Here is a 19070-nt window from a genome sequence, read left to right as displayed (position 1 = left end):
CCTATTAATTCAATTTGTTAGATGTATTGCATTTGCTTTGCTTGGAATCACCATATGAAAAATATCTTCTTGCGTAAAATGATATATTTGAATTAAAGTATTTCATAATTTGAAATATTGGTGTTGTTATGGATCATAAGCATTTACATTACTTTTTGGCGTTGGCAAAAACGCTTCATTTTTCTCGTGCCAGTGAGTTGTGCCACATAAGTGCGCCTACTTTAAGTCGTAATATTAAGCAGTTAGAAGATGAAGTAGGGGTGATGTTGTTCCAGCGAGATAATCGCAGTGTAAAACTTACTTGCGAAGGCGTTGCATTTAAGGAGTATGCTAGTGCAACGCTTAGTAATTGGCAGCGCTTTAAGGCCAATTTAAACGAACCGCAACAACATATTTATGGCAATGTGAGCCTTTACTGCTCCGTTACCGCATCTTATAGTTTTTTGCATCATATTTTAGAGCAGCTCAGGGCTCAGCATCAGCATATTGAAATCACCTTAAATACGGGCGACCCTGCTCTGGCAATAAATCGTGTATTAGACGGTCACGAATCCATGGCTATTGCAGCCAGACCCAGTAAATTACCTGCACAAATTGCATTTGTAGATATTGGTTATTCGCCACTGGTATTAATTGCGCCCACTATTCAATGTCCGATCACAGAAAAACTAGCTAATAACAGCGAGACTATTGATTGGTCAGAGCTTGAATTTATTGTTGCTGAACAAGGGTTTTCACGACAGAGGTTGGAGCAGTGGTGGCGAAAAAATAACGTGCAGGGAAAAATCTATGCACAAGTAGCTGGGCATGAGGCTATGGTATCTATGGTGAGTTTGGGCTTAGGTGTGGCCATGATCCCAAAAATTGTTCTCGATAATAGCCCTTTAAACGATAAAGTTCAGATTTTGGATAGTAAAGATGAGCCCCCACAAGGGTTTAAAATTGGCTTGGCGGTATTACACAAAGAATTAAATGATCCTGCGATTAGTGCGCTGTGGAATATTGCTCAAAATATGGGGGAAAACATAATATAGGCTTGTTGAATGATAAAAAACTGTTAATATAAAGCACTAATACTTATGTGTTTATTAACATCTTTGTTGTGATGTCTGAGAGTTTCGATTATGGATAATACTGCCTCACTTGCTCATTCTGCCCAGTGTTTAAAAAAAGCCATTCCGCTTATGGTGAAGTACAAAATGGCGGTAACGCCGATTAATTATGCAATTTGGTATTGTTATGTACAGGGCGATAATCCACAACTAAATTCAGAGCTTGATAGAGTTATCGGTCAGTACAATACGTGTTCTGCTCAAAGTGCACAGGAAATATTCGATAAATATATAAATGATGAAGAGTTAGCGTTTTTCCAACAAATGTCTGAAAGATTTCATAATACGGTAGAGCAAGTACAGTTTGATTTGAGTGATTCTATTCAATATTCAAAAAGTTTTACCACCTCGTTAGTTGACTCACAAAATGAGTTAAAAACACTCTCTAGTATAAACTCATTTAATGAAATTCTCTCTTGTGTAGAGCGTTTAACAGACGAATCAATTGCAATGCAAGATTATGCCCGTGGTTTCCAAACTAAATTAGCGCAAGCATATAATGAGATTAAAGATTTAAAAGAAGCCCTCACTATGACTCAAGAAGCGGTTGATAAAGATTCGCTAACGGGGTTATTAAATCGCGGTAAATTTGATACCGATATAGTTGAGTTTTGCCTTCATGCATCTTCACAAGATGAGCAAGCTAAGATAGCCGTGTTAATAATGTTAGATATTGATCACTTCAAACGTTTTAATGATGATTTTGGCCATCAAAAAGGTGATGAGGTTCTCAAGCTTGTTGCTCAAAAAGTGCAAAATAGTGTGCAAGATGAATATAATGCTTACCGTTACGGTGGTGAGGAATTTTGTATTACGGGTTACTTTGATAGCATTAATGATGCGATGACATTTTGTAATCAGTTGCGTTTGAGTATTGCTAAATTAACCATTCGTAAAAAAGAAGATAGCAATAATAAACGTAATATCTCAGCAAGTTTTGGTATTGCTTTAATGGAGCCTTTTAGTAAGAGCTGTTTATTAGTAGAAAAGGCCGATAGAGCACTTTATTTAGCTAAAACTCATGGTCGAAATCGAGTTGAAATAGCCGCCAATTTGTAAACGTGTTCCGTTTGTATCAAATTTGTTAATGATTGTAACCTTCTAGAGCTTGTACTTATACTACTTGCTACTATAGGGTCAAAGCCACTTTATAAACTAGTGAATAACTCCATGGCGTTACATCTGAGAATAAAAATATGCATTTTATTGGTGTTGTTTAGCGCTAATGCGATTGCTCAGACGCAGCAAAATATCACTACTGATGAACTTAAAATGAGTGTCAGCTTAGGGGTAGGGGTGATCAGTAATCCTTTACATGGAGCAGACAATATTCCTTTAGTGGTTGTCCCACAAGTGGCTTATTATGGCCAAAATTGGTTTTTTGATAACGGTCGTTTAGGCTATTCTTTTATACAAAGTGATACGCATAACATTAGCTTTGTGTCTGAGATTAACCCAGAATCACGGTTTTTTATTGATTGGCACCCGCAAAATATATTCCCGCTCACAACAATGTCTAATAACGAAATATTAGAATCACAAGATGTTGAATCTCCGCGCCAGATTAATATTAATAATATTCAAAAAAGACGAGTAGTACTGGATGCTGGCGTCAGTTATGTTTTTGTAAAACAACAACAGGTATTTTCTGCGCAATTATTGCATGATGTAAATAGTGTTTATAATAGCTACAGAGGATCATTACAATGGCAATACCATTTTGATCTTAAGTTGTTAAAACTTAAATCGACGTTAGGCGTTAACTACAAATCAGCCAAACTAAATAATTACTTTTATGGCTTAAACAGCGCAGAATTTTCATATGGTAAAATAGAAGTTGGTAGTAGCTGGCAACCTTATGCTAAAATCGACGCCCGTTGGCCGGTAGGTAAAGCCAACGCACTTCGTTTTCATTTAGCATATTATGACTATTCAGCAATGGATAGTAGTCCGCTATTTGAACATGACTATTCAATGACCGCCTTTATAGGATTCGAACATACATTTTAATATGAAGTGTTTTATGTTGGTTGTGTTTGCAGCTTCATTTTTTAGCAACCCAAGTGTTGCAAAAGCCCCTTCACTTAACGTATCACCCAAAGTCTGTGTGGTTTCCGAACAACAAGAGTTCTGTGATCTTGAGTTAAAATTTAAGTGGCAATTGCCTGAGCCAATCGATGTGTGTTTATACCAGCAAGATACTCAATTGAAATGTTGGCAAGGGGTAAAAAAAGGGCAACTTAGTTATAAAGCGCGTGTTCAGGTGGAGACCATATACTCCCTGATTAATCCCCTTACAGGTGTATCATTAGCGAGTGTGCAAGTAGAAGTGCAAACTGCATACGCGAAGAAGAAACATCGGCTACGCTCACCTTGGAGCTTTTTTTAATTTAGGAGCAATAAATGCCAAAGATATTACTTGTTGAAGATGACCTAGGGTTGCAACAATTAACCAAAGACTATCTTGAGCATAATGGCTTAGAAGTTGACGTATTAGACCGCGGAGACGAAGTGTTTCCTTACCTGAGTGAAAACGATGTTGATTTAATCATTCTAGATGTGATGCTGCCAGGAAAAGATGGCTTTAGCGTGTGCCGCCAAGTGCGCGACAAATACACCTTACCTATTTTAATGCTTACTGCAAAGGGCGAAGATTTTGATCAAGTTATTGGCTTAGAGCTCGGGGCTGACGATTACGTTATTAAACCTGCGGAGCCGCGCGTGTTGTTGGCTCGAATTAGTGCATTATTGCGACGTGGACAGCCTAGCGTAAAAGCCATTGAGGAGCTTAATTTTGGTGATTTATCAATAGATAAAACCAGTCGTATTGTAAAGTTAAGCGGTGTAGAAATCGTATTGACCTCACATGAGTTTGAATTACTGTGGTTATTAGCTTCAAATGCAGGAGAAGTACTCAGCCGAGAACATGTGCACCAACATATGATTGGACGTGAGTACGACGGGCTCGATCGAACTGTTGATGTACGTGTATCTCGAATTCGTAAGAAGCTTGGTGATAATAGTGATAAGCCATACCGTATTAAAACGGTGTGGGGGCAAGGCTATTTATTTGTATCAGATGCGTGGGACATGTAATTAATGCAAGGTATTAGGCTAGGTTAATGGGGAAGCTATTTATAAGCCTTTACGTGTATATTATTGCCTCTTTGTTTATTGCCAGTGGTGTTATAGAGCAGCTTTGGCCGTATGATGAATCTGAGCAACATGTTTTGTTAGATGATGAATTTGGGCAGTCATTATGGCTGCTCTCTCAAACGGCAGATGGTCTTGAACAGCTAAAGCATAATTTTGATAGTCAAGTTATCTCTCAGCAAGATTTAGTTCTCCCTCCTGAGCAGCAATTACAATTAGCTCAAAATAATTACCTTTACTTGTATGATAAGCAGCAACGTATTGTTTGGTATGTTACTTTAAATAATTCTCAGTTGTTACAAGTAGGTCCTGTAGGTGTCAAAGCTAAAAACACTGGGACTGTAATACCTTATTTATTGGTGCTATTTATTATTAGCTTACCGATAGGGTTATGGAGCTTATTGTTATGGCGAGACTTTGCTAAGCTCAGCCAAGCCTGTGAAGCCGTCGGAGGCGCGCAAGATTTTCAATTAAGCGACCGCTCTAAATCATTTTTTTACCCATCACTGATACGTTGCAAGTAATGCAGCAGCGGATTGAGTTTTTACTGAGTGCTCAACAGGAACTGACCTCATCAGTGTCACATGAGTTTAGAACACCATTAGCGCGTTTGAAGTTTGCAATTGCGATGTTAGAGGATAAAACTCAGGACATCAAAGCACAGCACTATTTATCTGATATGCAAATGGATATTCATGAGCTGGAATCCTTGGTATCAGAAATGTTGGAATATGCTCGTTTAGATACACAGCAACCAAGCTTACAATTGGCCCCTTGTGATATCGTCGCATTAATTAAAGCCAATATCGATAAAGTAAGTTTTGATACCCCTATTAAATTAACAACAACGCTACCGAGTCAATTCATTTACGTATGTGATAGTCATTTTATGTCGCGAGTGCTACAAAATTTAATTAGTAACGCACTAAAACATGCTACGCAAACTGTGCATATTAGTTTAACCGCCAACGCTGAGAAGTTATTTTTGGTGATTGAAGATGATGGCTCTGGTATTGCGGATGCTGAGCGCGAGAGAGTGTTTAAGCCGTTTACCCGTTTAGATAAAAGTCGTGATAAAAAAACCGGTGGGTTTGGATTAGGGCTAGCAATTGTAAACAAAATTATTAGCTGGCATAGAGGGCAGTGTAAGATTGAAGACTCGCCACTGGGTGGGGTTAAGTTTATTATTGTCCTCAACAACTAGGGTCTGTTGACCTTTGCGGATTAAAATTTGTTCAAACTAGGGGCAGTTTAATCGCGGCGCGAGGTTTGTAACCTAGTGGGCTAAGTAAAAACCGAGCAACAAAGAGTAAATCGCCCCTAGGCAGAACCCTTCGGGCAGCGCCTATTTATGGGGAATAACCACACCACATAGGCTCTGCCTTGCCTAAATACCAAACAGACTGCTGCAAATTTAACCTTGAAAGATCACCAGACCCTAAATCCCAAATAATAAAAAAGCGCCATGAAGGCGCTTTTTTGCGGTTTAAAACTGTCTTGTCCTGAAATGTGTTTACACATTTAGGACTTATTTTATGAAAACCACTAAAACTAAAGACGTTAAGCGTACTCAACGAGATTATACATTAGGCTTTAAATTATCCATTGTTGAGCAAGTAGAAAAAGGCGACTTCACATATAAACAGGCGCAAAGTCATTACGGTATTCAAGGTCGTAGCACCGTTCTGGTATGGCTGCGAAAACATGGTAAATTAGATTGGTCTAAACCAACTTATATAGCCAACATGCCTAAATCAAAAGAAACCCCAGCACAAAAAATTAAACGTTTAGAGCGCGAGGTAGAGGAGTTACGCCTAAAGGATTTAATCAAAGATGAAATGATTAATATTATGGATGAAGAATATGGAGCGGGTTTGCGAAAAAAGTACATATCCGAGCTATCACGCGCGCAAAAGAAAACCAGCAAGTAAAGCTTACTCCTTTATGCCGTGCATATGGCATAACGCGACAAGGTTACTATCAAGCTATGCGCAGAATAGATTCTCGGAATAAAGCGTTGAAGCCAGTCAAAGAGTTAGTGATGTATTGGCGGCAATTCATGCCTCGTATTGGTGGGAAGAAACTTTATCTGATGATAAAGCCAGAGCTGCAAGAGCGTGACATTAAACTAGGCCGAGATTGTTTTTTTGACTATTTGAGAGAGCATGACTTGCTTGTAAAACCAAAGAAAAATTACACTAAAACAACAAATAGTAATCATTGGATGCACAAGCATCCCAATTTACTAAAAGAATACAAACCTACTGCGGCCGAGGAAGTCTTCGTTAGTGACATTACATACGTAAAGTCATCGCAAGGCGTGCATTACCTGTCGTTAGTCACTGATGCTTATAGTCGAAAAATAATGGGTTATGAGCTCAGTGATGAAATGAAGGCAACTGATGTAGTCAAAGCGTTAGAGATGACGATTAAGCAGCGGGTGTATAAACGTGATGCTATTCATCATTCAGATAGAGGTTTACAATATTGCTCTGAAGTATATCAAGGTATGCTATTAAAGGAGGGAATTAGGCCATCTATGACCGATGGATATGACTGTTATCAAAACGCATTAGCTGAGCGTATTAACGGGATATTAAAACAAGAGTTTCTACTGTATAAATGTCGTAATATGGCAGAGTTAAAAGAGCTCGTTGAAGAATCGATATTTATATACAATGAAATGCGACCGCACTTAAGTTTGAATATGAAAACACCAAATCAAGTGCATAAAAAAGACCTGGCGCTTTCGCACCAAGTCTTTCATTAAAACCGTCAACCTATTTCAGGACGGGACAAACCAAAAATCAACAAGTAGCAAATAGATAGACAGACCATTTATAGAAAAGTTCTATTTTATTTACTATTTTTTTCTAGTAATGGCATCAGCATTTGCTCTAAGCCATTAAGCTTCACTTCGTACATCATAGCGAGCTGAGAGCCAAGCTTGCTATCAGGAAAGCCTTGTTGTTTAAACCACACTAAATATGGCTCAGGCAGCAAAAGTAAAGGGCGTCCCGCATACTTGCCAAATGGCATAATGGTGTTAATCGCTACTTTTAGTTGTTGAGGATCCATTACTGACATCTTTTCTAAATAATGGGGATAAGTGTAAGGGGTTTTAAGAAAATAAAATAGGCTGTAACGGGCAAGTAACAGCCTATTGATAGAGGGAGTAGGCCCTCTAATTTGAGAATCTTATTGGTCACTTAAAAGCAAGGGGTCCGTTATTTGTCTTTTATAAAACACAAACTTAGGTATTAGCTTTATTCAACCAACACAGGCATTTTACCTGATTTTTTCACCAATAAAATACTCAGATGTAAAGGAATGTAAATGCAATCTATTTGCATCTAAGCCCGATTACGGAAACAAGGTTTGCTTTACATGCTCTGCAAAACCGCTACCAGCCTCTAAGTAAAAGTTATATGTAGAATCTATTCCCATATCTTCTAATTCTTTTTGCTGATCGGGGTAGTTAGCAATGGCTGTTACTTGTCCTTTATAGCCTGATGCTTGTAATTGCTCTAAGGCAAAAATATTTTGCATATGTTTGGGCATAGTTAACATGACCATTTCGACATGAGAGTGATTAACACGCTGCCAAAAATCAGGGTCAGTTGCATCCGCAATTAATACTCTGCGTCCACGTTTAATATGTTTATCAACCACCTCAGGTTTAATATCAATACCTGCAACCACATCAGGGTGGGTTGCATTTATTGTTTCATAGGCACCGGTGCCAATTCTACCCATACCAAAGATTACTATTTTCGTATCATTTAAGTTTACAGGAAGCTCTTCTGCTAAGCGGGTCTTGCTTTCAAACTTCAATAAGAGGCGTTCAATTTTAACGTACAGCTCGTTAGAACGTTTGTTTAAAGGGGAGGCAATCACAAATGTGATGGATACGGCAATTGCGATAACAGCGAGCCATTCTGAGGTAACCATACCGCTAGATGCGGCAACTGCACAAACAATTAAGCCAAATTCACTAAAGTTAGCCAAACTAAATGCGGTGAGCAAAGAGGTACGAGCACGCAGTTTAAATAAGTTAGTTAGTATGTAATAAAGCAGCGTTTTAACAGGAATAACTAATACTAAAATTAAGGCAACGACTAGAGAGTGGGCAGTAAGCTCTGCGCTTAAACCAATACTTAAGAAAAAGCCAACCAATAATATATCTTTTAAGCTAAGTAATGACTTAGACAGCTCACCGGCTTTTTTGTGGGGGGCGAACATCATGCCAATGATCAATGCGCCTAAATCGCCTTTTAATCCTGCGAATTCAAAGGCATTGTACCCAGCTACTAACGCAAAGAAAAAGCCAAATAGCGGCAGTAACTCACCGTGTTTAGAACGGTTTAAAACCCAGTACATAATCGGGCGAAACAAAGGTAGCGCAACAATTAATCCTAAGGCCCAAATGTTCGGTACTTTACCTGTACTGACCGCTAAGAATATGACTGCAAATATATCTTGCATAACCAAAATACCAATGGCTATTTTACCATGTAAACTTGCCATTTCACCGCGTTCTTCAAGCACTTTTACAGCAAACACCGTACTCGAAAAACTTAAAGCAAAGCCAACTAACAACGCACTTTGCCAGCTTAAATCAACAAATAACGGCAGTGCAAATACACCAAGCAACAACATAAAGCCACTAAACAATGCGCTACTTAAAATGATGTGTATGGTGGCAGGAGCCCACACTTGAGGTTTTATAAGGTTAGCAATTTTAAGTTTGAGGCCAATACTAAAAAGCAGCAGTGTGACCCCTAAAGAGGCAATCGTTTCGAGTAGCTCCGTGCTTTTGTAACCCGCTAAATTAAGAATAAATCCGGCCATAAGAAAGCCGATAAGCGGCGGTAATTTTAGCTGATATATACCAAAACCGCAGACGAAGGCGGTAGCAAAATAAATTAGTTCCATAGTTATTAGTATCACTGCACTTGGCATTGTAGTGTAGCGAAAAACAATGCTTATTGACAATTAATCTACTTATTTACTGTAGCTAATTGGCTGATTATGAGTATTTATCACCTGATATCTAAAACACCGTAATGCGTGTATAAAGTGACTGTAAAGTACAAAAAACAGACATAAATGGTCGGTTTTATGGTAAACAGCATGTAAATAGCAGTTTTTCGCTGACAAGCGCTTTTAAATGTGGTTAAGATGCCATAACGAAGGAATTTAAGCGTAAGCAAACAAGTGTATGCTTAGCTTAAGGAGAAACTATGTTTAAAAAAATTTTAGCATCGGTAGGCATTGGTGCTGCCAAGGTAGATACCATTTTAGAAACCGAGCATCTTCAGCCAGGCCAACTATTCAATGCACAAATTGTTATTACTGCAGGTGATGTGAGTCAAGAAATTGCGGGTTTGGATTTAATGTTAGTTACCCGGGTAAAAGTGGCCAGTGAAGACGGTGATTACTTTACTAATCATGTTATTGATCAGTGGCGCATTACTGACATTGGTACTGTCGAGCCAGGTGAAGTTAAAACTATCCCGTTTGAAGCCCGTTTGCATTCAGAAACACCAATTACTGAAATTAATGCCGGTTATAACCAGTCTTATGTGTGGTTAGAAACAGGGCTTGATATTGACCTTGCACTAGATCCAACAGATAAAGACCATTTGCACATTTATCCGAATGAAGCAGTTAAAACCTGTATGCAAGCAATGGAGAAGCTAGGATTTAGTTTAGTTAAAGCAGATGTAGAGCAAGGGCATTTACGTGCATCTACTTTTCAATCTGTGTCTGGGTGTTATCAAGAGCTTGAATATCAACCAAATAGTCGCAGCTTATTTGGAATAAAAGAAATCGAACTGTCGTTTATTCCTGAAGCGCATAAAACGCATGTACTGATTGAGTTAGACAGAGCATTTAGAAGTGACGGTTATGTCGATTTAACTATCGAGCATGATCATGTTAACTTATCTCAGTTATGTGATCAGTTAGAGCGATTATTTGCTTAATAAGATTATCGGGCCTTTAGTAAGGCCCTGTAATAATAAAAGGTGTTTAAATGGCGTTTAAATGTGAGCCATTCTCTGCGCTCGACTCCCAAACCCTGTTTGCAATAATGCGTGAACGTGTTGACGTATTTGTTGTAGAACAAGCGTGTCCTTACCCCGAACTTGATGATGTGGATATTGCAGATGCTACTCGCCACTTGTATTCACTCAATAGGCAAACAGTAAATGCCTATGCCCGTTGTTATGAAAAAGATGCACAGTATAGTGCGATAGGGCGCGTTTTAGTTGCTCAATCACAGCGCAGCTCTGGTTTAGGGAAAGAGTTAGTTAGCCAGGCTATTGCCTGTTGTAGGACTCAGTGGCCTACTCGTGATATTTATATAGGCGCACAAACCTACCTACTAAATTTTTATCGCTCATTTGGTTTTGAGTGCGTTGGTAATGAATACCTAGAAGATGGTATACCCCATCAAGATATGATTTTAAAGCTGTAGGTAATTCTTAATAAAAAAGGCCCACATTTGTGGGCCTTTTTTATTTTGTTATCAGCTCAATAAAGAATGTAAAAATACCAGGCTAATGGCGATAGGGCATACAAATTTAGTGTACCAAGGCCATATTTTCCAAAATAAGGTGTTATGTACTTCAGGGTTACCTTGCTGGATTGCTTTGAGTAGTGATGACCTGTACCAGATCCACCCTACAAAAATACAACACATAAGTCCTAATAACGGTTGCGCTACTTTAGTTGTTAAGGTGATCACTAAACCAAATAATGTGCCTAAGTTGCACACTATGGTAATGCTAACAATGGCAATTAAAGCACCTATTAGCCATGTTGCTTGCACACGCTTCATTGCAAAACGCTCTACAGTGTAAGATACCGGCGCTTCGAGCATTGAAATTGACGAGGTCAGCGCGGCAATACTCATTAAGGCAAAAAAAGCAAAGCCAACAAATAAACCTACACCACCCATACCCTCAAATAAGGCGGGTAAAACCTGAAATACTAAGGTGTCTTCTGAAAGTAGTTTACCTGTTGTTGACGAGAATATTTCAACACCTTGGGCCTGTGCAACATACATCGCGGGGATAATCAGTAAACCTGCTACAAACGCAATAAATACATCAATAAGCGTAACATAAGCACCCAAAGAAACGAGGTTTTCTTTTTTACTGATATATGAGCCATAGATAATCATTACACTGGTGCCCAGTGACAATGAAAAGAAGGCTTGTCCTAGTGCACTAACCAATAAAGTGGGATCAAAAATAGAAGAAAAGTCAGGGACTAGATAAGCTTTCAATCCCTCAATAGCGCCTTCTTGAGTCATTACATAGGCAATTAAAGCAAACAAAATACCGAGCAAAGCAGGCATTAAACGTTTTGACCATTTTTCAATACCGTTTTCAACACCGCGGCTAATAATAGCAACGGTTAAAATAATAAATACTACAGTAAAAAGAATATTACGTGTAAGTGACTGTTCACTTAGCCAAGAAGATGCCGCATCTGCGCCTATGAGTGTAGTAACCGGCTCTAAAGTCGCACTTAACATCCAACCAGCGACAATCGCATAAAAGCTTAGTATAAAGCCAGCACATAAAATCCCGCCAAAGCCAACAGCAAAGGCAAACTGCTTTTGCCAAGGTTTAGTGGTTAATTTAGTTAGTGAAGAAACTGCATTAGCTTGTCCATGACGACCTATCATCAGCTCTGCCATTAAAGCCGGATAGGCTAAAAAGAAGGCCAGTACTAAGTACGCGACTAAAAAAGCAGCCCCGCCATTACTTGCTGTTTGTGTCGGGAAACCCCAAATATTACCAAGCCCAACAGCAGATCCTGCCGCAGCCATTATAAAACCAAAGCGGGAGCTAAACTCACCTCTTACTGCACTCATATTATTTTGCTTCTCTATTTTTTCGACGCCGTGACAATCTACTGGAATTGTAAAAAAATAAAAAGTGCTTATTTGACTTAGTCGCACAATTATTGCGTTTTATTTTCAGATATAAATAACACGTGCATTTTTTGATTACAAATAGCACGATTTCTTTAATTATATTGCGTTAGTTAGAACGGATGGTACTTGTTTGATTAATATCTAAACCGCGCAATCGTAAGCGTAAAGCAGGCCCCACCAAGGTGCTCACTTTTACTCACTTTTACCGAGCCATGATGCCAATCGGCTACTTTGGCAACGATAGCCAATCCTAGCCCGTAACTGTTGTCACTGCGATTACGGTGGCTGCGCTCACGGAAGAACGGGCTAAATACTTTATGATTGTTTTCTTGAGCTATTCCTGGGCCATCATCGGCAATACTGATGACTAGAGTGTGCTCTTGTAGCGAGGCGGTTACTTTAATGTGATGATGTGCAAAATCGCAGGCATTATTAATTAAATTAGCGATCGCTCTTGCTAGCCAATGTAAGTCAGCAAAAATAGTATGATCATCGCACTCTAAGGAAATATTAAGCGAGCGTGCGGTTACTCGTGGTTCAAGCTGTAACACAATATCACTGAGGTATTGTTTAAGGTTTGCTGATGAGTAAGTAAGTTTATTGGCATTCTGTTCTAAAGTAGCAAACGCTAAATAGCTTTTTAACATTGACTCCATATGGTCCAAATCGGTTTCCATGCGGGTTAAGTAATGCTTTATTTTACTTTCATCATAGCTATCAAGTGCAGCGTCAACACCAAAGCGTAAGCAGGCTATTGGGGTTCTAATATCATGGGATAGACTTGAGGCCATCAGTTTATTTTCAGCAACCAACTTTTCAATTTGACTTGCCATGCGGTTAAAGGTCAGTTCCACATCTTTTATATAGGTAAAGCGAGAGGGCTTAATTCGGGCTTTAACATTACCGGATGCGAACTGTTTTGCCGCATCATTTAATACTGTGAGGCGTTTTGCTAAAGGGGTAATAATAAAGCCCATAAAAACACATAAGCCAGTATAAAATAACAAAGTTAAAATTATGTCGTTTCGTTGTGTGCTCTCATAAGGCTTATCTAGACGCATGGTTAAATGATACGGGCTTAATGCATCATTAGTGTAGAGCATGTAAAAGCCTTGCTCGTCCTCGAGTATTAACCCGCCTTGGGTTTGCATTTTATCTAATAGGGCTGGTGGTAATGCGAGCGACTGGTTTAATTTGTAGTTAAGAGTCAGATTAAAATCTTTGGCTAATTGAGTTACCTGTTCTGGGCGTGCCTGTGGGTTTATTGCCATGAGTTGTTTACTTAAACCGACAATAATTTGACTTTGTACGCCAAACTCATCTAGTGGCGCTCGTGTTTGTTGGCTAAATGCATCAATAAGCCAACCTAAAACAATAATTGAAAGCAGCGCACTGCCCAGTAGTGAAATATAAAACTTTTTCATTGATGCTATTCCATATTAATAGCGCATGTTTAAAATAATCTTCAATATTACAGGGCTTGTTATTTGTATAGAGTCAAATTTTGTAAGTTACCATGCAGTTATCACGAACAAGTAGCCACGCCCCCAAATAGTTTTTATTTTTTCAGGTTTTTGCGGATCATCGTTAAACTTTTTACGCAAAGCAGAGATCAGCACATCAACGCTTCTATCTAGGCCGTCATACTCCCTACCTTTGGTTGCTTTAAATACCGCATCACGCGATACAACTTGCCCGGCATTGCTGGCTAAATAGTGCAGTAATAAATACTCTGCGCTTGAAATGTTCACATCTTGCTGGTTGAGTGTAACGTTGCGAGATTCGGTATTAATACTTAATTGACCAATATTGATCATACTCGCTTGAGCATCAGTTTTAGGTATGTCGTTGCTGTAACGTAAAGCTGACTTAATACGGGCAAGCAATGAACGAGGGCGAACAGGTTTTATAATGTAATCGGTGGCACCGACTTCAAGTCCAATGACCTCATCCATTTCTTCATCTCGTGCGGTGAGCATAATTATAGGCGCTTTATAAAAGCTACGTAGCTCACGGCATACACTAATACCATCAAGTCCTGGTAACATAATATCTAACAAAATAAGCTGTGGGTTTAAATGCTTTACTTGGCTTACGACCTCATCACCACGATGACATACATGCACAATATAACCTTGCTCAGTTAAATACTCAGTCACCCATTGTGCAAGAGAGATATCATCTTCAACCAGTAAAATAGTACCGTAATTATCCATAAGCTTTCTTCTTATACCTAAAGTGATGTTTTAGCTAGTAAAATGTTTATGATAGTGGCTGATTTAAAATAATCGCCAGCGCCGTTTTTTTTGCCTATTTTGATACACCCATTGTAGTTTTACTTCGCTTACAGCAATAACTTTTGATGTATTACTATCAAATAACTCAAATGAAATGCTTTGTGTTGAGTCAAAAGCATAATTAAATGAGCCTTGTCGCTGTTTAAGCCAGCACTGCATAATGTACTTTGAAGTCGCATCGCGTAAACAGTAATTTCCAACTTCTGGTTGTTGCCATGACAAGACTACATCGGCGTAACAGTGGCGTCCTTCACGTAAGGCGACACAGGTATCCGGAACGGCAGTAAGCTCAATGGGAGGTTGTGTTGTGGTTGCAAGCAAAGAGCCTGAGTATGTAAACAACAAACAGTAAAAAAATCTAGAGTACATAACGCAGGCCTACCTTGGCTTTGTGTTGATATCCTTGAGAAATAATTGGGCTGTCATCAATTTCTTTTGAAAACCATGTGGTTAACCAGCCCGCTAAAAAGACCCAATCCTGATTAATTGGATATTCAGCATGAAATTCAAACATAATACTGGTACTAGCATCGGTATTATAAATAGGGCGGGCTGCGTTTGCTTCATCGCTATCAATACCAAAATAATAGTTTGTAAAATCAGCAGAATAGGAACTTAGACCAATACCAGAGCGAAACTCCCAATTGCGCCAAGGTTGAATATGACTGAAAAACACATTGGCGACCCAACCATTATGAGCACCGCTTATATCATGTAAGTATTCAAGAGAAACTTGTGAGTTTTCAAATCGGCGTGTTAATCGCAGGCCGGTATCAAAATCATAGTTACGCTTTTTTATACCACGCAGTGGATCAATTACCCCGTCGTTATAAAAGCCTAAACCTTGCTCATCGAACCCCGCTTGAATATTGGTACCTAATAAATCAAGGCCCCAATCATATTTGTTAATTAAGCTATAGCCTAAAACAAGTCCACCGCTGAGCTGATTATGGTCAAAATCTAGATAAAAATTATCGTAAGAAACTGCAATACTCAAATCTAGTTCTGCACCAACATCATAGGAGTTCATGCCAACTAAATAAGAGTCTTCAATGTAATAACCTGCGCCAGCGCTCCAATCCCAGGCAAACCCAGTGGTGGGTTCCAAAGTGTTATCGGCATAGTAACGATTACTGGCGCTGCTTTGGGCACTAAAAATAGCGGCAACTAATAAGGCCGCACAACCAAAAGACTGTTTAAGAGAAGTATACGTCATCCTTGGAACCTTAATTAGAGTTTGCTAAAGAGGCAAGGGTCTGTTGACCTTTGCGGATTAATATTTATTCAAGCTAGGGGCGGTTTAATCGCGGCGCGAGGTTTGTAACCTAGTGGGCTAAGTCAAAACCGAGTAAAGCTTTCGCGTCCTGCTCACGCCCCTTACCTACATCCATGTAGGCAACAAAGAGTAAATCGCCCCTAGACAGAACCCTTCGGGCAGCGCCTGTTTGGTATTGATGCTGCGTTATCGCCTATTTATGGGGAATAACCACACCACATAGGCTCTGCCTTGCCTGAATACCAAACAGGCTGCTGCAAATTTAACCTAGAAAGGTCAACAGACCCTAGTATATTGTCAAACTCTTGGCTAAATCTGTAAAAAAATGTAGCGTTCGTCCTAACAACTACTGAACTTTAATTTTATCAATAAGAATACTGCTTAAGTAAAATTGCATCATGGGAGTGAGGGCACTTATTTCGGTGCGTGTACATGGGCCATTTAATTTAGTTAAACGACTCAGTTTCGTAATGGTTTTATACGCAGGGGCCGTTACTTCACTATTAAGTTCAGCTCGCTTTAGGCGAGCCTGCTCGGTGTTGTGCATATGTATAAATGCAACAACTTCCAGCTCATTAGTGATCTTCTTTTCTTCGCTAAAGCTATAAACAAGGGGTTCACGATGGAAGCTTGCACTATCAATTGATGATTTAGCAAACCACACCACATCGCCCGATGCTTTGTGAGTAAGTCGCATACTAACTTGGGCTAATATATTGGCGCATTGTTGCGAGGGAAATTGCTGGGCTACTTTTGAAAATAATGAATATGGTTTTTCTGGTTGCGCTAGGGTGTACTTAGCGTCATCTATAAATTCTAGATCAACTTGATGAATTGCTAACGTATAATCGCTATTCTCGCTAGTGGTCACCTTAAGCTGTTTATCAATTAAGGCTTGGCTTATTTGAGAGACCAAAGTGTCGGTAACACTTGCACGGTCTACGATTACTCTAACAGTTTGATTTTTTTCACGTTGTGGGCGGGTAATTGCACCGACTTCACTTTTGGTGAAGCATGCTCAGCTTCATACTTTAACTGGTAAGTTTGGCTCTTGAGCATAGGCTTTGCAGGCATAACTAAAGGTTCTGCGGGTTGTTTAACGACAGCACAACCTGACGCTGATATTATAAAAAGTGATACAACTAAAAAACGCATAAATATTTTACATCCACTCAAAAGCCATTAATCGGACATATTGTACGTTAGTCCGAGTAAAAGTTCATGATATTATAACGGTCGATTATGACTAAAAAAGAAAAATTAGCTAAGAATGAAGTATTTTAACACCTTACCCTTTTACTTTTTTGCCGTGCTCCTTATCGGGACGCATTTACAGGCGAGCGCAAGCACAGATCCTGATTGGGAAGCATTTGTTAAAAGTTATGGACGCTATACAGAAAAAAACTAAAAATAAAAAAAATCCCAGGAGGGGCGCTATCCATTGTCAACTCACAAGCGCGTGACTTCATCCATACTATGGGCAATACAAAGGTGCGCGGTGGGCAAAAAATCAACCCGCACACTCGATTTCGTTTAGCCTCCGTATCGAAAACATTTGCAGGGTCGTTAGCGGCTAAACTCGCAAATGAACAGTTACTCGACCTTTATTTACCTGTTAGTCACTACTTAGCTGATTTTAAGCAAACTGACTATAAAGATGATTTAAAAGTCTTTCATATTCTAAGCCATTCTAGTGGGTTAGTGCCCAACGCTTACGATAACTTAATCGAATCGCGAATGGGCTATGAGGATATTGTTGAAAAGCTATTAAGTGTCAAACCTATTTGTGACCCTGGTGATTGTTATGGTTATCAAAACGTGATGTTTAGCTTAATAGATGATGTGATTTTACAAAGTACTAAAAAAACCTATACCCAGTGGCTTAATGACGCGTTTTTTACCCCTTTAGAAATGAATGATGCTAGTTTAGGTTATGATGCCATGGTGCAAGATAATAACTATGCACACCCTCATGTGCGTGGCAAAAAGCGTTGGTATAGCGCCCGTTTAAAAAAGAACTATTACAAAGTAGCACCCGCGGCAGGGGTTAACGCCAGTGCGTCAGATATGGCTATTTGGTTAAATGCGCAATTAGGGCAATATCCAGCAGTATTATCACTAGACGCACTAGCTACCCAAACACGGCCATACACGCATACCAAAAAAGAACGTTACCGACGAGTCTGGCGAGAGCATATGAACGAAGCCTACTATGGGCTAGGTTGGCGCGTGTATGACTATGATGATGAAACGCTTTATTATCATAGCGGCTGGGTACAAGGGTACCGCAGTGATTTAGTGGTTTTTCCGCACTTAAATGTAGGGTTTAGTTTAATTTTAAATGCAGAAACTGGGCTAATTAATGAGCTTACTACAGAGTTCATAGACCGTTTATTGGCATACAAACGAGGTAAAAAACAATGAGTACATTGATAAAGTCAGCATGGGCAGTATTACTATTACTGCTGTGCCACCCTGCTTTTTCTGCGCCTGAACAGCTTTATTTGTTTCGCCATAGTGAAAAACAAACAGGCAATGATCCATTTTTAACAGAGCGAGGGCAAGCACGTGCTGAGTATTTGGTTTCGCTAGTTAAAGCCCACCCAGACATTACGTTATACAGTAGTAACTATAACCGAACATTAAGTACTGCAGCGCCTTTAGCTAGGTATTTTAATGTTATAGTTATAACTTATAATGCTGCTGATTTAACGACATTGAAAAATCAGTTGTTAGCACAAAATGGTGTTGTGGTGGTTGTAGGGCATAGTAATACCACACCGCAATTGGCTTCGTTATTGAGTAACCAAACTATTGAAAATATGAATGAGGGGCAGTTCGGTCACTATTATTTGCTGAGTAAGTTTGAGGATGGTAACTACAGAGCAAAGTTGCGAATAATGAATTTTTAATTCTATATAAAAAAACCAGCCACGGCTGGTTTTTTTGTATCATTTATAACGGGTTGTTAGCCGCGAGGTAACTGAATTTTTTCTCAGGGCTTTGACGGTAAAGCACAATCGTATGGCCGATTGTTTGTAGTTTAGTAGCTCCTGTTTCGCGAACTATGGCATCAAAAATAAGCTTTTTGGTTTCACGATCGTCAGTTGGCACTTTCACTTTAATTAATTCGTGAATTTCTAATGCGCTTTGGATTTCAACTACTACGCCTTCGGTTAAACCGTTAGAACCTAGTAAAACTACAGGCTTAAGGCTATGTGCCTGACCTTTTAAAAACTGCTTTTGTTTGTTTGATAATGTCATGATATTACAAATTTTGC

The 19070-nt window shown here is 39.2% G+C and carries 17 protein-coding genes and 3 pseudogenes; 11 read left to right on the top strand and 9 right to left on the bottom strand.

Annotated elements, in window-relative coordinates; all coding sequences use genetic code 11:
* Window positions 1–128 precede the first annotated feature (128 nt).
* The 7 genes and pseudogenes from ilvY (at window position 129) to AB8618_RS11195 (ending at window position 7035) form a co-directional block, all read left to right on the top strand.
* Entirely contained in the window at window positions 129–1034 is a 906-nt protein-coding gene (ilvY, locus tag AB8618_RS11225; protein ID WP_413402761.1) for an HTH-type transcriptional activator IlvY, read from the top strand.
* A gap of 90 nt (window positions 1035–1124) precedes the next feature.
* Window positions 1125–2171 carry a GGDEF domain-containing protein gene (locus tag AB8618_RS11220; protein WP_409423590.1) on the top strand — a complete coding sequence of 349 codons (1047 nt, stop codon included), beginning with the start codon at window positions 1125–1127 and terminating at the stop codon, window positions 2169–2171.
* Window positions 2172–2282: 111 nt separating this feature from the next.
* Window positions 2283–3122: a MipA/OmpV family protein gene (locus tag AB8618_RS11215; RefSeq protein ID WP_413402759.1), complete on the top strand. Its 840-nt coding sequence runs from the start codon at window positions 2283–2285 to the stop codon at window positions 3120–3122.
* A 13-nt stretch (window positions 3123–3135) separates the two neighbouring features.
* The gene (locus AB8618_RS11210; protein ID WP_138605353.1) at window positions 3136–3501 is read left to right on the top strand and encodes a DUF3019 domain-containing protein; all 366 of its coding nucleotides are present in this window, start codon (window positions 3136–3138) and stop codon (window positions 3499–3501) included.
* 14 nt (window positions 3502–3515) lie between these two features.
* A complete protein-coding gene (locus AB8618_RS11205; RefSeq protein ID WP_409423588.1) occupies window positions 3516–4208 on the top strand; it encodes a response regulator in 693 nt (230 codons plus the stop codon).
* Between the two features lie 26 nt (window positions 4209–4234).
* A pseudogene (locus AB8618_RS11200) lies at window positions 4235–5469 on the top strand (ATP-binding protein).
* Window positions 5470–5800: 331 nt separating this feature from the next.
* A protein-coding gene (locus AB8618_RS11195; protein ID WP_409423192.1) for an IS3 family transposase occupies window positions 5801–7035 on the top strand; the annotation gives its coding sequence in 2 pieces (ribosomal slippage) (window positions 5801–6152 and window positions 6152–7035; 1236 coding nt in all).
* An 86-nt stretch (window positions 7036–7121) separates the two neighbouring features.
* On the opposite strand, the gene AB8618_RS11190 is transcribed toward AB8618_RS11195, so the two are convergent.
* Both AB8618_RS11190 and AB8618_RS11185 read right to left on the bottom strand, forming a co-directional pair.
* Window positions 7122–7343, bottom strand: coding sequence for a DUF3820 family protein (locus tag AB8618_RS11190; protein WP_010387988.1), 222 nt, complete (start codon window positions 7341–7343; stop codon window positions 7122–7124).
* A 285-nt stretch (window positions 7344–7628) separates the two neighbouring features.
* Window positions 7629–9200: a cation:proton antiporter family protein gene (locus AB8618_RS11185; protein ID WP_010387989.1), complete on the bottom strand. Its 1572-nt coding sequence runs from the start codon at window positions 9198–9200 to the stop codon at window positions 7629–7631.
* A gap of 308 nt (window positions 9201–9508) precedes the next feature.
* Here AB8618_RS11185 and AB8618_RS11180 point away from each other — a divergent pair, with 308 nt between their 5' ends.
* Window positions 9509–10252, top strand: coding sequence for a sporulation protein (locus AB8618_RS11180; protein ID WP_008109135.1), 744 nt, complete (start codon window positions 9509–9511; stop codon window positions 10250–10252).
* Between the two features lie 50 nt (window positions 10253–10302).
* On the top strand, window positions 10303–10746 hold the full coding sequence (locus AB8618_RS11175; protein ID WP_413402754.1) for a GNAT family N-acetyltransferase: 444 nt from the start codon (window positions 10303–10305) through the stop codon (window positions 10744–10746).
* A gap of 51 nt (window positions 10747–10797) precedes the next feature.
* On the opposite strand, the gene AB8618_RS11170 is transcribed toward AB8618_RS11175, so the two are convergent.
* From AB8618_RS11170 to AB8618_RS11145, 6 genes and pseudogenes are all read right to left on the bottom strand, one after another.
* On the bottom strand, window positions 10798–12153 hold the full coding sequence (locus tag AB8618_RS11170; protein ID WP_413402752.1) for a sodium-dependent transporter: 1356 nt from the start codon (window positions 12151–12153) through the stop codon (window positions 10798–10800).
* Between the two features lie 197 nt (window positions 12154–12350).
* The gene (locus tag AB8618_RS11165; RefSeq protein WP_413402750.1) at window positions 12351–13640 is read right to left on the bottom strand and encodes an ATP-binding protein; all 1290 of its coding nucleotides are present in this window, start codon (window positions 13638–13640) and stop codon (window positions 12351–12353) included.
* A gap of 87 nt (window positions 13641–13727) precedes the next feature.
* Window positions 13728–14432, bottom strand: a complete 705-nt coding sequence (locus tag AB8618_RS11160) for a response regulator (RefSeq protein ID WP_413402748.1) — start codon at window positions 14430–14432, stop codon at window positions 13728–13730.
* Window positions 14433–14495: 63 nt separating this feature from the next.
* Window positions 14496–14882 carry a DUF3019 domain-containing protein gene (locus AB8618_RS11155; protein WP_413402746.1) on the bottom strand — a complete coding sequence of 129 codons (387 nt, stop codon included), beginning with the start codon at window positions 14880–14882 and terminating at the stop codon, window positions 14496–14498.
* Window positions 14872–15729, bottom strand: a complete 858-nt coding sequence (locus tag AB8618_RS11150) for a MipA/OmpV family protein (RefSeq protein WP_409423580.1) — start codon at window positions 15727–15729, stop codon at window positions 14872–14874. Before AB8618_RS11150 ends, AB8618_RS11155 begins: the two co-directional genes overlap by 11 nt.
* Window positions 15730–16135: 406 nt before the next feature.
* Window positions 16136–16944, bottom strand: a pseudogene (locus AB8618_RS11145) (hypothetical protein).
* 115 nt (window positions 16945–17059) lie between these two features.
* On the opposite strand from AB8618_RS11145, the pseudogene AB8618_RS11140 reads away from it, so the two are divergent.
* Both AB8618_RS11140 and AB8618_RS11135 read left to right on the top strand, forming a co-directional pair.
* Window positions 17060–18213, top strand: a pseudogene (locus tag AB8618_RS11140) (serine hydrolase domain-containing protein).
* The gene (locus AB8618_RS11135) at window positions 18210–18701 is read left to right on the top strand and encodes a SixA phosphatase family protein (protein WP_409423579.1); all 492 of its coding nucleotides are present in this window, start codon (window positions 18210–18212) and stop codon (window positions 18699–18701) included. Before AB8618_RS11140 ends, AB8618_RS11135 begins: the two are co-directional and overlap by 4 nt.
* 43 nt (window positions 18702–18744) lie before the next feature.
* On the opposite strand, the gene yhbY is transcribed toward AB8618_RS11135, so the two are convergent.
* A complete protein-coding gene (gene yhbY, locus AB8618_RS11130; protein ID WP_409423578.1) occupies window positions 18745–19053 on the bottom strand; it encodes a ribosome assembly RNA-binding protein YhbY in 309 nt (102 codons plus the stop codon).
* Window positions 19054–19070: the final 17 nt, after the last annotated feature.

Source organism: Pseudoalteromonas sp. RW-H-Ap-1 (assembly GCF_048318575.1).
GTDB lineage: Bacteria > Pseudomonadota > Gammaproteobacteria > Enterobacterales > Alteromonadaceae > Pseudoalteromonas.
Note: the sequence above shows the minus strand (reverse complement) of the source record. Positions and strands in the feature narration are given on the sequence as shown.

Coding starts and splice junctions, on each gene's coding strand:
- ilvY (WP_413402761.1), top strand. CDS start 129: ATGGATCATAAGCATTTACATTACTTTTTGGCGTTGGCAAAAACGCTT.
- AB8618_RS11220 (WP_409423590.1), top strand. CDS start 1,125: ATGGATAATACTGCCTCACTTGCTCATTCTGCCCAGTGTTTAAAAAAA.
- AB8618_RS11215 (WP_413402759.1), top strand. CDS start 2,283: ATGGCGTTACATCTGAGAATAAAAATATGCATTTTATTGGTGTTGTTT.
- AB8618_RS11210 (WP_138605353.1), top strand. CDS start 3,136: ATGTTGGTTGTGTTTGCAGCTTCATTTTTTAGCAACCCAAGTGTTGCA.
- AB8618_RS11205 (WP_409423588.1), top strand. CDS start 3,516: ATGCCAAAGATATTACTTGTTGAAGATGACCTAGGGTTGCAACAATTA.
- AB8618_RS11190 (WP_010387988.1), bottom strand. CDS start 7,343: ATGGATCCTCAACAACTAAAAGTAGCGATTAACACCATTATGCCATTT.
- AB8618_RS11185 (WP_010387989.1), bottom strand. CDS start 9,200: ATGGAACTAATTTATTTTGCTACCGCCTTCGTCTGCGGTTTTGGTATA.
- AB8618_RS11180 (WP_008109135.1), top strand. CDS start 9,509: ATGTTTAAAAAAATTTTAGCATCGGTAGGCATTGGTGCTGCCAAGGTA.
- AB8618_RS11175 (WP_413402754.1), top strand. CDS start 10,303: ATGGCGTTTAAATGTGAGCCATTCTCTGCGCTCGACTCCCAAACCCTG.
- AB8618_RS11170 (WP_413402752.1), bottom strand. CDS start 12,153: ATGAGTGCAGTAAGAGGTGAGTTTAGCTCCCGCTTTGGTTTTATAATG.
- AB8618_RS11165 (WP_413402750.1), bottom strand. CDS start 13,640: ATGAAAAAGTTTTATATTTCACTACTGGGCAGTGCGCTGCTTTCAATT.
- AB8618_RS11160 (WP_413402748.1), bottom strand. CDS start 14,432: ATGGATAATTACGGTACTATTTTACTGGTTGAAGATGATATCTCTCTT.
- AB8618_RS11155 (WP_413402746.1), bottom strand. CDS start 14,882: ATGTACTCTAGATTTTTTTACTGTTTGTTGTTTACATACTCAGGCTCT.
- AB8618_RS11150 (WP_409423580.1), bottom strand. CDS start 15,729: ATGACGTATACTTCTCTTAAACAGTCTTTTGGTTGTGCGGCCTTATTA.
- AB8618_RS11135 (WP_409423579.1), top strand. CDS start 18,210: ATGAGTACATTGATAAAGTCAGCATGGGCAGTATTACTATTACTGCTG.
- yhbY (WP_409423578.1), bottom strand. CDS start 19,053: ATGACATTATCAAACAAACAAAAGCAGTTTTTAAAAGGTCAGGCACAT.